The sequence below is a fragment of the Terrabacter aerolatus genome (genome assembly GCF_007991735.1).
GTDB classification, from domain to species: Bacteria; Actinomycetota; Actinomycetes; order Actinomycetales; family Dermatophilaceae; genus Terrabacter; species Terrabacter aerolatus.
The window spans coordinates 298,286-311,386 of record NZ_BJYX01000002.1 but is presented as its reverse complement, the minus strand read 5'-3'; the positions used below and the strand labels follow the sequence as shown (position 1 = coordinate 311,386).

At 70.4% G+C, this 13,101-nt stretch carries 12 protein-coding genes; 5 read left to right on the top strand and 7 right to left on the bottom strand.

The window, feature by feature from the left end; genetic code table 11:
* Positions 1-73: 73 nt before the first annotated feature.
* From TAE01_RS03810 to TAE01_RS03800, 3 genes are read right to left on the bottom strand one after another with little or no spacing between them, the layout of a single operon-like run.
* Positions 74-856, bottom strand: coding sequence for a TSUP family transporter (locus tag TAE01_RS03810; protein ID WP_147063539.1), 783 nt, complete (start codon positions 854-856; stop codon positions 74-76).
* Positions 853-1,638, bottom strand: coding sequence for an HAD family hydrolase (locus TAE01_RS03805; protein WP_147063537.1), 786 nt, complete (start codon positions 1,636-1,638; stop codon positions 853-855). Before TAE01_RS03805 ends, TAE01_RS03810 begins: the two co-directional genes overlap by 4 nt.
* Positions 1,635-3,413 carry a proline--tRNA ligase gene (locus tag TAE01_RS03800; protein WP_147063535.1) on the bottom strand — a complete coding sequence of 593 codons (1,779 nt, stop codon included), beginning with the start codon at positions 3,411-3,413 and terminating at the stop codon, positions 1,635-1,637. The genes TAE01_RS03805 and TAE01_RS03800 overlap by 4 nt, the downstream gene beginning before the upstream one ends.
* A gap of 429 nt (positions 3,414-3,842) precedes the next feature.
* On the opposite strand from TAE01_RS03800, the gene mmsA reads away from it, so the two are divergent.
* The 5 genes from mmsA (at position 3,843) to TAE01_RS03775 (ending at position 9,938) form a co-directional block, all read left to right on the top strand.
* Positions 3,843-5,390 (top strand): multiple monosaccharide ABC transporter ATP-binding protein, encoded by a 1,548-nt coding sequence (mmsA, locus tag TAE01_RS03795; RefSeq protein ID WP_147063632.1) that lies wholly within the window; start codon positions 3,843-3,845, stop codon positions 5,388-5,390.
* A gap of 59 nt (positions 5,391-5,449) precedes the next feature.
* Positions 5,450-6,742, top strand: coding sequence for a multiple monosaccharide ABC transporter permease (gene mmsB, locus TAE01_RS03790; RefSeq protein WP_147063533.1), 1,293 nt, complete (start codon positions 5,450-5,452; stop codon positions 6,740-6,742).
* A gap of 153 nt (positions 6,743-6,895) precedes the next feature.
* Positions 6,896-7,999 (top strand): substrate-binding domain-containing protein, encoded by a 1,104-nt coding sequence (locus TAE01_RS03785; protein WP_147063531.1) that lies wholly within the window; start codon positions 6,896-6,898, stop codon positions 7,997-7,999.
* A gap of 147 nt (positions 8,000-8,146) precedes the next feature.
* Positions 8,147-8,950, top strand: a complete 804-nt coding sequence (locus TAE01_RS03780; protein WP_147063529.1) for a methyltransferase domain-containing protein — start codon at positions 8,147-8,149, stop codon at positions 8,948-8,950.
* A gap of 226 nt (positions 8,951-9,176) precedes the next feature.
* On the top strand, positions 9,177-9,938 hold the full coding sequence (locus tag TAE01_RS03775) for a GNAT family N-acetyltransferase (RefSeq protein WP_246111115.1): 762 nt from the start codon (positions 9,177-9,179) through the stop codon (positions 9,936-9,938).
* Here the strand turns inward: TAE01_RS03775 and TAE01_RS03770 are convergent.
* The 4 genes from TAE01_RS03770 to ispG all read right to left on the bottom strand — a co-directional run bounded on the left by TAE01_RS03770 (position 9,879) and on the right by ispG (position 13,074).
* The gene (locus TAE01_RS03770; protein ID WP_147063527.1) at positions 9,879-10,289 is read right to left on the bottom strand and encodes a DoxX family protein; all 411 of its coding nucleotides are present in this window, start codon (positions 10,287-10,289) and stop codon (positions 9,879-9,881) included. The two genes, TAE01_RS03775 and TAE01_RS03770, sit on opposite strands and share 60 nt — an antisense overlap.
* Before the next feature lie 25 nt (positions 10,290-10,314).
* Positions 10,315-11,160 (bottom strand): GNAT family N-acetyltransferase, encoded by an 846-nt coding sequence (locus TAE01_RS03765; RefSeq protein WP_246111114.1) that lies wholly within the window; start codon positions 11,158-11,160, stop codon positions 10,315-10,317.
* A gap of 74 nt (positions 11,161-11,234) precedes the next feature.
* Positions 11,235-11,912: a nucleoside/nucleotide kinase family protein gene (locus TAE01_RS03760; protein ID WP_147063525.1), complete on the bottom strand. Its 678-nt coding sequence runs from the start codon at positions 11,910-11,912 to the stop codon at positions 11,235-11,237.
* Position 11,913: 1 nt separating this feature from the next.
* On the bottom strand, positions 11,914-13,074 hold the full coding sequence (gene ispG / locus TAE01_RS03755; RefSeq protein ID WP_147063523.1) for a flavodoxin-dependent (E)-4-hydroxy-3-methylbut-2-enyl-diphosphate synthase: 1,161 nt from the start codon (positions 13,072-13,074) through the stop codon (positions 11,914-11,916).
* Positions 13,075-13,101: the final 27 nt, after the last annotated feature.

Sequence of the window (13,101 nt, the reverse complement as noted above, 5' to 3'; positions counted from 1 at the left end):
AAGTTTACGGTGAGGGCGCCGGGCGCGTGGTGAGCCGACGTACTCACCCGTGGCACGGCGTGACCCGGACCCGTCAGGGCCACCAGCCGACGAGGCTCCCGGCGATCTTGACGATGAAGGCGCTGACGATGAGGACGAAGACCGCCCGGACGAAACCGCTCCCCCTCGCCACCGCGGTCCGGGCTCCGACGTAGCCACCGAGCAGGTTGGCCCCGGCGATGACGAGGCCGACCTTGATGATGACGAGACCCATGGGGGCGAAGACGGTCAGCGCTCCGAGGTTCGTGGCGAAGTTGGCGATCTTCGCCTTGGCGCTCGCCTCGAGGAAGTTGTAGCCGAGCAGTCCGACGAGGGCGAAGACGAGGAAGCTGCCGGTGCCCGGGCCGAGCGCCCCGTCGTAGGCTCCGATGACGAAGCCGGTCAGCATGGCGAGGACGGTGTGCCGGGCGCCGTGGAAGCGTCGGATCGACTCGGACCCGAGGTCGGGCTTGAAGAGCGTGTAGGCGCCGACGAGGACGAGGAGCACGAGGATGATCGGGTTGAAGGCGGCCTTGGGGATGTGCAGCCCGATGAGCGCCCCACCGATGGACCCGACGTAGGCGACGGCGGCCATCGGCAGGGCCGTGCGCAGGTCGGGCCGCACCCGGCGGTAGTAGGTCACCGAGCTCGTCGCCGTGCCGAAGATCGAGCCGAACTTGTTCGTGGCGAGCAGCTGCGCAGGCGAGGCACCGGGCAGGCCGATGAGGAGGGCCGGGAGCTGCACGAGGCCGCCGCCCCCGACGACGGCATCGATCCAGCCGGCGACGAACGCTGCGGCGGCGAGCAGGGCCAGAGTCGTGAGCGTGGGGTCGCTCACGCCTCACCCGCCTCCCTGGCCTCGTGGTTCCAGAGGGCGACGATGCCGGCGACGTCGAGCAGCTCGTGGGCGACGGCGTCGGGGCGCGCGTCGACCGCCGTGCGCTGGTTGGCCGGGATGTCGGAGTGGGGCACGAGGATGGCGCGCATCCCGACCTGCTGTGGGCCGTGGACGTCCTCGAAGATCCGGTCCCCGACGTAGACCGCGTGCTCCGGGACGACGTCCAGGGCCTCGCACACCGCCCGGAAGGCGTCGGGGTGCGGCTTCACGACGTGGATCTCCGAGGAGTAGACGTCGGCATCGAGCAGGTCGAGCACCCCGTCGCGCTCGAAGACCTCACGGTGGTAGTCGCGGGTCCAGATGGTGTTGGACAGCACACCGACGCGAATGTCCTTGCGCTGCAGGGACTCCCACAAAGGGCGCACCTGCTCGTCGGTGTGGGTGTGCGGCTCCCAGAAGCGCTGGTAGGCCGCGAGCGCGAGGTGGTGCCGGTCGTGCTCCGGGTCGACACCGGCAGCCTCGAGGATCGCGGCGATCGATGCGCTCTCGTGCGTCTCGCGTCCCCGTCGCCAGGCGCGCTCCTCGGCGTCGTGGATGCGCATCGCGAGGGAGTCCGCCTCGGCGAGGTCCTCGGCAGGCATGGCCGGGTCCTCGACGGGGAGACCGTGGACCGTGCGGGCGAAGACGCGCCACTGCTGCGGGAGGTCGACCTCGTGCCAGGGCGTCAGCGTGCCTCCCCAGTCGAAGACCACCGCCTCGACGGGCCGGGGCGACGCCGTCACGAGCGCTCGACCTCGGCCGTGACCTCGGCCGTCAGGGCCGCGACGGCGTCGTCGACGGCGACCTCGCGTCGCTCGCCGCTGCGGCGGTCCTTGATCTCGACCTTGCCGTCGGCGAGCCCGCGGCCGATGACGAGGATCGTCGGGATGCCGATGAGCTCGGAGTCCTTGAACTTCACGCCGGGGCTGACGCCCTTGCGGTCGTCGACGAGGACGGAGAGGCCCTGCACCTCGAGCTCGCGGGCGATCTCCTCGGCCTTGACGAAGAGGGCTTCGTCCTTGCCGGCTGCGACGACGTGCACGTCGGCGGGCGCCAGCTCGCGGGGCCAGATGATGCCCGACTCGTCGTGGTTGCCCTCGACGACGCAGGCCACCGCGCGGGAGACGCCGACGCCGTAGGAGCCCATGACGACGGTGACGAGCTTGCCGTTCTGGTCGAGCACCTTGAGGTCGAGCGCCTCCGCGTACTTCGTGCCGAGCTGGAAGACGTGGCCCATCTCGATGCCGCGGGCGGCGGAGAGCGTGTGGTCGCAGGTGGGGCACGGGTCTCCGGGGCGCACCTCGGCCGCCTCGATGGTGCCGTCGGCGGAGAAGTCGCGGCCGGCGACGAGGTCGATGACGTGCTGCCCGGCGACGTCGGCCCCGGTGACCCACCGGGTCCCCTCGGCGATGCGGGGGTCGAGCAGGTAGCGGATGCCGGACGAGCCCTCCAGACCCAGGGCGCCCGGGCCGATGTAGCCCTTGACGAGCGCCGGGTTGGCGGCGAAGTCGGCCTCGGTGAAGGCCTCCACCTCGGCCGGCTCGACCTGGGCCCCGAGGCGCTTCTCGTCGACCTCGCGGTCGCCGGGGACGCCGATCGCGAGCGGCTCGCGCGTGCCGTCGGGGTTGACCAGGGTGACGACGACGTTCTTCAGGGTGTCGCCGGCCTCCCACGGACGGTCGTCCCGCGGGAAGCGCTCGTTGAGGTGGGTCACCAGCGTGTCGATGGTGGGGGTGTCGGGGGTGTCCTCGGCGTGCGCGGCCGGCACGTCCTCCCACCCGACCGGGCTGGGAGCGGGGACGCGCACGGCCTCGACGTTGGCGGCATACCCGCAGCTCGTGCAGTGGACGTAGGTGTCCTCGCCGACCTCGGCCGTGGCGAGGAACTCCTCGCTCTTGCTGCCACCCATGGCGCCCGCCATCGCCTCGACGATGACGTAGTGGAAGCCGAGGCGGTCGAAGATGCGGACGTAGGCCTCGCGGTGCAGCTGGTAGCTCTTGTCGAGGCCGGCGGCGTCGACGTCGAAGGAGTAGCTGTCCTTCATGACGAACTCACGGCCCCGGAGCACGCCGGCACGGGGACGTGCCTCGTCCCGGTACTTCGTCTGGATCTGGTAGATCGACAGCGGCAGGTCCTTGTAGGAGCTGTAGAGGTCCTTGACCGTGAGGGTGAACATCTCCTCGTGGGTCGGGCCGAGCAGGTGGTCGGCGCCCTTGCGGTCCTGCAGGCGGAAGATGTTGTCGCCGTACTCGGTCCAGCGGCCGGTGGCCTCGAAGGGCTCCTTAGGAAGAAGGGCGGGGAAGAGCAGCTCCTGGGCGCCGATCGCGTCCATCTCCTCGCGCACGATCTTCTCGACGTTGCGCAGCACGCGGAGTCCGAGCGGCAGCCACGTGTAGACGCCGGGGCTGACGCGTCGCACGTAGCCGGCCCGGACGAGCAGGCGGTGGCTCGGGACCTCTGCGTCCGCCGGGTCCTCGCGAAGGGTTCGCAGGAACAGGGACGACATGTGCAGGGCCACCGGGTCTCCTCTTGTGGTGCTGGCTGCACGGCGAGTCTCACGCGCGCAGGTGCGGAACCTTGGAAGGATATCGGCCGTCCCGAGAGGCCGCTGGCCAGCGCCGTGTCCGGTCATTGTCCGGACCGGACAAGAAGTGGTCATGTCCTTGACCGCGAGCACGACCACCGGTTCAGTGACCGTGCCGGACGGTGACGGCAGACCTCGTCCAGAGATCGTGACGTCCTTGTGACGAAACGACGCGGTGTTCGGCCACGTGGGCCCGAGCCGTGAGGAACAATCAGGACGGGCCTTTGCGCCTCACGAACACCACAAAGGAGTGTTGACGACCAGATGAGCAACCCCTCCATCCCGGCTCCTGGGTCATCGGGTGCCGACGCGACCGGCGCCGGGGCGACCGAGGTCACCCCGCCCGGGAGCGTCATCCTCGAGATGCGATCCATCACCAAGGAGTTCCCGGGCGTCAAGGCCCTCTCCGACGTCTCGATGGCGGTCCGCCGAGGCGAGGTGCACGCGATCTGCGGGGAGAACGGCGCCGGGAAGTCCACCCTCATGAAGGTCCTCTCCGGGGTGCACCCCGCCGGCACCTACGACGGTGAGATCCACTTCGAGGGTCGGCTGTGCGAGTTCAACAACATCCGCGACAGCGAGCACGCCGGCATCGTCATCATCCACCAGGAGCTCGCGCTCATCCCGGAGATGTCGATCGCCGAGAACATCTTCCTCGGCAACGAGACCGCCTCCGGCGGGGTCATCGACTGGCTGGCCACCCGCGTCAAGGCGCGCGAGCTGCTCGCCCGCGTGGGCCTGGAGGAGGAGCCCGACACCAAGATCCGCGACATCGGCGTCGGCAAGCAGCAGCTCGTCGAGATCGCCAAGGCTCTCTCCAAGGACGTCAAGCTCCTCATCCTCGACGAGCCGACGGCAGCCCTCAACGAGGGCGACTCCCAGCACCTGCTCGACCTCATCGCCGGTCTGCGCTCCAAGGGCGTGACCTGCATCATGATCAGCCACAAGCTCAACGAGATCGAGCAGATCGCCGACTCCATCACCATCATCCGCGACGGCAGGTCCATCGAGACCCTGCGCGTCAAGGAGGACGGCGTCGACGAGAACCGCATCATCCGCGGCATGGTCGGGCGCGACCTCGAGTCGCGCTTCCCCGACCACACGCCGGAGATCGGCGAGGTCTTCTTCGAGGTGAAGAACTGGACCGTCCGGCACCCGAGCGTGCCCGACCGCCTCGTGGCCAAGCACAGCGACTTCTTCGTCCGCCGCGGCGAGATCGTCGGTTTCGCCGGACTCATGGGGGCCGGTCGCACCGAGCTGATGCGGAGCCTCTTCGGCCGCTCCTACGGCACCTACGTCGAGGGGCAGATCATCAAGGACGGCCACGAGCTCCGGCTCCGGTCCGTCTCCGACGCCATCGACGCCGGGCTGGCCTACGTCACCGAGGACCGCAAGACCCTCGGCCTCAACCTCCTCGACGACATCAAGCGCACGACGGTGTCTGCGCGGCTCAAGCGCATCACCCGCGGCTTCGTCGTCGACGAGCGGGAGGAGTACAACTTCGCCGAGTCCTACCGGAAGTCCTTGCGCACCAAGGCCCCGAACGTCGACGAGGGCGTCGCCAAGCTCTCCGGCGGCAACCAGCAGAAGGTCGTGCTCGCCAAGTGGCTCTTCACCGAGCCCGACCTGCTCATCCTCGACGAGCCGACCCGCGGCATCGACGTCGGCGCCAAGTTCGAGATCTACGGGATCATCCAGCGCATGGCCTCGGAGGGGAAGGGCGTCATCCTCGTCTCCTCCGAGCTGCCCGAGCTGATCGGCCTGTCCGACCGCATCTACACCATCGCCGAGGGTGCGGTCACCGGCGTGCTCTCCCGCGAGGAGGCGGATCAGGAGTCCCTGATGCGCCTCATGACCCGGCGGACCCACGGCGGCTCGCAGGCGACCACCGAAACGCGCGAGAGCGCGTGAGCGCCGCGCCGACGCCGACCACTCCCCCATCCACCTCCAAGACAGCCAGGACTGCACCCATGGACAAGGTCAAGAAGATCTTCGGTGGCGACACCCGTCAGCTCGGCATGATCTTCGCCCTCGTGGCGCTGATCATCTTCTTCCAGATCTGGACCGGCGGGCTCACGCTCACACCGGACAACGTCATCAACATCTTCCAGCAGAACTCCTACATCCTCGTGCTCGCCATCGGCATGGTGCTCGTCATCATCGCCGGCCACATCGACCTCTCCGTCGGCTCCGTCGCGGCGTTCGTCGGCATCTGCGTGGCCATCGCGATGCGTGACTGGAACCTCAGCTGGTGGGTGGGCATCCTGCTCGGCCTCGGCATCGGCGCCCTCGTCGGCGCCTGGCAGGGCCTGTGGACCGCGTACGTCGGCATCCCCGCCTTCATCGTCACGCTGTCGGGCATGCTCCTGTTCCGCGGCGCCAACCAGTACGTCGGCAAGTCGAACTCGGTGCCGGTGTCCGACGACTTCCAGGTCATCGGCGGCGGCTACCTGCCCGAGATCGGCCCGAACACCGGCTACAACAACCTCACGGTGCTCATCGGCCTGCTGCTCGCGGTCGGCATCGTCATCGGTGCGATGCGCAGCCGACGCGCGCTCGTCAAGCTCGGCGCCGAGGTCGAGGAGGCCTGGATCATGTGGGTGCGCCTCGGGCTCATCTGCGCGGCCATCATCGGCGCCACGCTGCTCTTCGGCTCTGGCCGTCCCGGCACGTCGTTCCCGATCTCCGGCATCATCCTCGCGGTGCTCGTGCTCCTCTACGGCTTCATCTCCAACCGCACCGTCATCGGCCGTCACATCTACGCGGTCGGTGGCAACCGGCACGCGGCCGAGCTGTCCGGCGTCAAGAGCAAGAAGGTCAACTTCCTCGTCATGATGAACATGTCGATCCTGGCGGCCCTGGCCGGCATGATCTTCGTGGCTCGCTCGACGGCGTCTGGTCCCTCCGACGGCGTCGGCTGGGAGCTCGACGCCATCGCCGCCGTCTTCATCGGTGGCGCGGCCGTCACCGGTGGTGTCGGCACCGTGGTCGGCTCGATCGTCGGTGGCCTCGTCATGGCCGTGCTCAACAACGGCCTGCAGCTGCAGGGCATCGGCGCCGACGCGACCCAGATGATCAAGGGGCTCGTCCTGCTCGTCGCCGTCGCCTTCGACGTCTACAACAAGTCGCAGGGACGGGCCTCGCTCATCGGGATGATGATGAAGAACTTCCGCCGCAACGACGACGACTCCTCTGCCCCGCCGCCCCCGTCGGCGGCGACCGAGACGACGCCCGTCAGCGAGACCATCCGTCAGTCCAGCTGACGGATCCCGGGCCGGCGGCCTCCCGCCGCCGGCCCACCCCGGCCGACACCGGGACCCACTGAAAACGCACCACCCACAGACCCGGTCAGGGCGCCGCCCGAGACCGAGAAGGATCCGCGTTCCGCCCGGACGCGATGAGAGGAAAGAGAGCACATGCGTACCTTCACCAAGGTGCTGGGCGTCACGGCTGTGGCCGCCCTTGTTCTGACCGGTTGCGGTCGGAGCAGCGACACCGGCACGACGCCGGGCGCATCCAACGGGGGCGCGGCCGCGGCCGGCTTCCCCGCCGACGCGGTCATCGGCATCGCGCTGCCGCAGAAGACGTCCGAGAACTGGGTGCTCGCCGAGCAGCTGTTCAAGGACGGCCTGTCCGCGGCGGGCTTCAAGGGCGACGTGCAGTTCGCCAACGGTGGCGTGTCCGAGCAGCAGAACCAGATCTCGGCCATGGTCACCAAGGGCGCCAAGGTCATCGTCGTCGGCGCCATCGACGGCTCGCAGCTGGGCACCCAGCTCAAGGCCGCCAAGGACGCCGGCGCCACGGTCATCGCCTACGACCGTCTCGTGAAGAACACGGCGGCCGTCGACTACTACGTGGCCTACGACAACTTCAAGGTCGGCGAGCTGCAGGGCCAGGCCCTGCTCGACGGCATGGCCAAGAAGAAGCCGAACGGCCCGTACAACATCGAGCTCTTCGCCGGCTCGCCCGACGACGCGAACGCCCAGGTCTTCTTCGACGGCGCCATGAAGGTGCTCAAGCCGAAGATCGACGCCGGAACGCTCAAGGTCGTCTCGGGCCAGAAGGACTTCAACCAGGTCGTGACGCAGGGCTGGAAGGCCGAGAACGCGCAGAAGCGCATGGACACGCTCCTGTCGGCCAACTACCAGAGCGCTGCGCTCGACGGCGTCCTGTCGCCCAACGACACGCTGGCCCGCGCGATCATCACGTCGGTCAAGGCCGCCGGCAAGCCCGTCCCGGTCGTCACCGGTCAGGACTCCGAGGTCGAGTCGGTCAAGTCGATCATGGCCGGCGAGCAGTACTCGACGATCAACAAGGACACGCGCAAGCTCGTCAAGGAGACCATCGCCATGGTCTCCGCCCTCCAGAAGGGCCAGAAGCCGACCGTCAACGACACCACGTCCTACAACAACGGTGTCAAGGTCGTCCCGGCCAACCTGCTCCCGCCGGTCATCGTGACCAAGGAGAACGCGGCCGAGGCCTACGCGAACGACCCCACGCTGGAGCCGCTCACCAAGTGAGCTGACTCAGCTGCACCACCGCTCTCGGTGAAGGCCCGTCCCGTCAGGGGCGGGCCTTCGTCGTGCTCCGCCCGGGCCTGCGTGGACCGGCGTGGACCGGCGTGGACAGGCGCCACCACCCCGTCCCGAGCGGCGTAGCGTCCCGTCATGGCCGATGTCTACGTCCACGGGCACCACGCGAGCGTCCTTGCCTCCCACGGTGCGCGCACCGCCGCCGACTCGGCGGCCTACCTGCTCCCCCACCTGCGCGAGGGCCTCCGGGTCCTCGACGTGGGCTGCGGTCCCGGCACGATCACGCTCGACCTCGCCGAGGCAGTCGGTCCCACGGGCGAGGTCGTCGGGATCGAGAACGTCGCCGGCCCCCTCGAGCACGCGCGCGGGCACGCAGCAGCCCGGGGCGACACACGGACGCGTTTCGAGCTCGCGGACGTCATGGCGCTGCCGCATGCCGACGAGTCCTTCGACGTCGCCCACGCCCACCAGGTGCTCCAGCACCTCACCGATCCCGTCGGAGCCCTCCGGGAGATGTCGCGGGTGACGCGTCCCGGCGGCATCGTGGCGCTGCGCGACGTCGACTACGACTCGATGGTGTGGCACCCGGCGTCAGACGGGATGACCCGCTGGCTCGAGGTCTACCGCCGTCTGGCGCGCCTCAACCACGCGGAGCCCGACGCCGGGCGGCACCTCGTCGCGTGGGCGCACGCCGCGGGTCTCGACCGGCTCACGTCGTCGGCCTCCCTGTGGACGTACGCGACGCCGGAGCAGTGCGCGTGGTGGGGCGCCACGTGGGCCCGCCGGGCGCTCGAGTCGACCTTCGCCACCGAGGCCCTCGACCAAGGCCTGCTCGACCGCGCCGAGCTGGCGCAGGTCGGTGCGGCCTGGCAGGCCTGGTCGGTGCACCCGGACGCGTGGTTCGCGATGACCCACGCCGAGGTCGTCGCGCACGTCTGACCCGCGGGCAAATGCGCTCGCGGGCGCCGCTGCAGGTTTGCCAGAGTGGGCGTATGCCGTCCCCTTCCTGCACGTTCGAGCTCGTCACCGAGCCGGCCGCCGCACAGACGCGCTTCGCCGGCCTCGTCGCCGCCGAGCCGGAGGCGCTGAGCGTCCTCGCGAGCGTGACCGGCGCCCTCGTCGCGGATCCCGACCACCACGTCGGCGCGCCCGGTGGTGGGCGGGGGTGGACCCGGCCGGCGAGGTCGTCGCCGCCTTCATGCACACCCCGCCGCACCCGCTGCACGTCGCGCTGGCGACGCCGGCTCAGGCACGGGCTCTGGCCGCCCACCTCGCAGGGACCGGCGACCGGCCGCCGGGCGTGGGCGGTCTGCGCGGGGCGGCCGAGGCGTTCGCCGACGAGTGGACCGCACGCACGGGCGCCTGCGCGACGGTGACCATGGAGGTGGGGCGCTTCGACCTGCCGGTGCGTCCTCGGGTGCCCTTCGCCGTCGCGGGGTCCTTCCGGCCGGCCACCGTCGCGGACGCGGCCCTGCTCGAGCTGTGGCACCAGGACTTCGTCGACGCCATCGAGGGCGGGGGCCGCGCCGCCTCCTCGCTGGAGCGTCACGTCGCGGACGGACGGGTCGGGCTGTGGGAGGTCGACGGGCGCCCGGTGTCCATGGCGTACGCCTCGCCGGCCAGCGGAGGGGTCACGCGCATCTCGGGGGTGTGGACCCCGCCCGGCCGGCGTGGCCACGGTTACGCGAGCGCCGTCGTCGCCGCCCTGAGCAGCGCCCGGATGGACCGGGGTGAGGCGTGCATGCTCTTCACGGACCTCGCCAACCCGACGTCCAACGCCATCTACCGGGCGCTGGGGTACCGCAGGGTCGGTGACAACATCAGCATCGTCTTCTCGTCGGCGAACGGCGCGTTCGCGACGGACCCGTCAGCGCATGACCCCGCCGGCGCGCAGAGCCGTGCGGATCATCGGCCACTGGAGCGGTAGCCGGGCCACGGTCGCGGCGAGGTAGCCCTGCCGCTTCGCGTCGTCCGGGGCGCGGTCGAGCCGTCGCTTGGCCTGGCCCGTCATCGTGACGTTGGCCGGGAAGACGGCGACGAGGAGGGCCGCCGAGACGAGGCCCGCGACCCGTCGGGTGCGCGGGACGAAAAGGCCCACCGCGCAAGCGATCTCAAGGGCGCCGGACGCATACACCAGACCCCTGCGTGACGGGAGCTGCTGGGGCACCATCGCCTCGAACGGCTCGGGCTTGACGAAGTGCATCGTGCCTGAGGTCAGGAAGAGGGCGGCGAGGCCGATGACGTCCTTGCCGAGCGGTGCGTTGGTCGCGGTCTTCATGGGCCCACCCTAGGCGCCCGGCCCGCTAGAGCAGGACGGTGGTGAACGCGCCGACGTCGTGGAACCCGCAGCGCGCGTAGGTCGTCCGGGCCGCGACGTTGAAGTCGTTGACGTAGAGCGAGACCTCGTCGGCCATGCCCGACAGGACCTGCTCGACGACGCTCGCCATCGCCGGCACCGAGAGCCCCTGTCCACGCAGGCGCGGGTGCAGCCAGACCCCCTGCACCTGGGCACAGCCCAGCGCGAGGGAGCCGACGTCGGCCTTGAAGACGACCTCGCCGTCCTCGACCTTGACGAACGTGTGCCGAGCCCGGACGAGGGAGGCGATGCTCGCTCGGTAGCTGCGGTCGGAGCCGAAGTAGGGCGGGTAGCCGATCTCCTCCGTGAACATGGCGGCCGCCGCCGGCAGCACGAGGTCGACCTCGTCGACGCGCGCCGGCCGGACGTCGGGGTCGACGTCGAGCCCGAGGACCGAGGGCAGCGTCCGGGTCGTCAGCAGGGGCTGGTGGGTGCGGATGGCCCGTACCGGTCCCCACGTCGGACCGAGCCGGCCCCAGAGGCCCATGACCTGGTCGCTCGGGCCGAAGATCGAGGCGCACTGTCGACGCATGCGCATGATGCGCGTCGCGACGGCGGCCACCCCTTCCTCGTCGAGCTCGACCGGGACGACGTTCGCGCTCACCCAGGCCAGGCCACGCAGCTCACCGTCGGCCCAGTGGCCGAGGAACGAGCCGGGTGACGTGCGCAGGGACCCCTCGACGATGCGCGCCGCGACGAAGGCGTTGGCCACGCGGTCACGCGCGCAGACCTCGAGCGCAACGTCGTGGTCGGCCGCCGACAGCGGGCGCACGGGGAGGCGTTGTCGGAGCACCTCCCAAGAGTGCCTGTCCACGGGCCGGGTGTCACCCCGGCGCGCCTCACGAACGCGTCACAGGGCGCTCGGTGTCAGCCGGCGGCGTGCAGCACCGGTCGCTCGAGGTCGGTGTTGTCGAGCACCCACGTCGCGTGCGACCGGGGGTCGACGGCGGCGAGGTAGAGACGCTGCCCGTCGACGTAGCGTCGGTTGGGCTCGGCCTCCGGGTCGGGGTCGTGACCGTCGCCGAAGCGGGCGTTGCCCCGGGGCACCGAGACGGCGAAGGGCACGTCGACCCAGACGGCTGCGTCCCAGACGTCGGCGAGCTCCGGTCGCTGGAGGAAGATCCCGTCGACGAGCAGGACGGTGTCGGTCCCGACGGCGACGGGGTCGGGGTGCACGGGCGCGTCCGCGTCGACGTCGTTGACCGCGGGTGTCACCGGCTCCCCACGACGGAACGGCTCGACGACGGCGCGCCGGAACGCGTCGTAGTCGTAGGAGTCCTCGTAGAACGTCTCCGGGCCGCGGCCCCGAGCGACGCGCTGCTCCCGCGGCCGGTGGAAGCCGTCGATCGAGACGCGCAGCACGTCACGCGCCGGTGCCACCCCACCGATGACCTCGGCGAGCTGGTCGGCGAGCACCGTCTTGCCGGCACCGTCGAACCCGTCGACCGCCACAGCGACGCGCTCGCCCGGCCGCAGCGCGACGACCCGGTCCGCGAGGTCGCGCAGGACGGCATACCGCTCGGTGGAGCGGACGGGCGCACGCACCTCAGCTGACGGTGACGCTGGGGGCCCCGGCCGACTCCTCGTCGACCGGCTCGCCCATCTCCTCGGCGAGGCGCATGGCCTCCTCGATGAGCGTCTCGACGATCTGCGCCTCGGGGACGGTCTTGATGACCTCGCCCTTGACGAAGATCTGGCCCTTGCCGTTGCCGGAGGCCACGCCGAGGTCGGCCTCGCGGGCCTCGCCCGGGCCGTTGACGACGCAGCCCATCACGGCGACGCGCAGGGGCACGGTCATGCCCTCGAGCCCGGCGGTGACCTGGTCGGCGAGCGTGTAGACGTCGACCTGAGCGCGGCCGCACGACGGGCACGACACGATCTCGAGCTTGCGCGGGCGCAGGTTGAGGCTCTGGAGGATCTGGATGCCGACCTTGACCTCCTCGACCGGCGGGGCCGAGAGGGAGACGCGGATCGTGTCGCCGATGCCGCGCGAGAGGAGCGCGCCGAAGGCCGTCGCCGACTTGATGGTGCCCTGGAAGGCGGGGCCGGCCTCGGTGACACCGAGGTGGAGCGGCCAGTCGCCGCGCTCGGCGAGCAGCTCGTAGGCACGCACCATGACGACGGGGTCGTTGTGCTTGACCGAGATCTTGAAGTCGTGGAAGTCGTGCTCCTCGAAGAGGCTCGCCTCCCAGACGGCCGACTCGACGAGCGCCTCGGGCGTCGCCTTGCCGTACTTCTCCATGATCCGCTTGTCGAGGCTGCCGGCGTTGACGCCGATGCGGATCGAGACGCCGGCGTCCTTGGCCTCGCGCGCGATCTGCTTGACCTGGTCGTCGAACTGGCGGATGTTGCCGGGGTTGACCCGCACGGCCGCGCAGCCGGCCTCGATGGCCGCGTAGACGTACTTCGGCTGGAAGTGGATGTCGGCGATGACCGGGATCTGGCTCTTGCGCGCGATGGCGGGCAGCGCGTCGGCGTCGTCCTGGCTCGGGCACGCGACGCGCACGATGTCGCAGCCGCTGGCCGTGAGCTCGGCGATCTGCTGGAGCGTGGCGTTGATGTCGGTCGTGGGCGTCGTCGTCATTGACTGCACCGACACCGGGAAGTCGCTCCCGACCCCGACCTTGCCGACCTGGATCTGGCGGGTCTGGCGCCGCGGGGCGAGGACCGGCGGGGGCAGGGGCGGCATACCGAGGGAGACGCTCATGTGGCCATTATGACCGCCCTCGGGGCC

Coding starts and splice junctions, on each gene's coding strand:
- mmsA (WP_147063632.1), top strand. CDS start 3,843: ATGCGATCCATCACCAAGGAGTTCCCGGGCGTCAAGGCCCTCTCCGAC.
- mmsB (WP_147063533.1), top strand. CDS start 5,450: ATGGACAAGGTCAAGAAGATCTTCGGTGGCGACACCCGTCAGCTCGGC.
- TAE01_RS03785 (WP_147063531.1), top strand. CDS start 6,896: ATGCGTACCTTCACCAAGGTGCTGGGCGTCACGGCTGTGGCCGCCCTT.
- TAE01_RS03780 (WP_147063529.1), top strand. CDS start 8,147: ATGGCCGATGTCTACGTCCACGGGCACCACGCGAGCGTCCTTGCCTCC.
- TAE01_RS03770 (WP_147063527.1), bottom strand. CDS start 10,289: ATGAAGACCGCGACCAACGCACCGCTCGGCAAGGACGTCATCGGCCTC.
- ispG (WP_147063523.1), bottom strand. CDS start 13,074: ATGAGCGTCTCCCTCGGTATGCCGCCCCTGCCCCCGCCGGTCCTCGCC.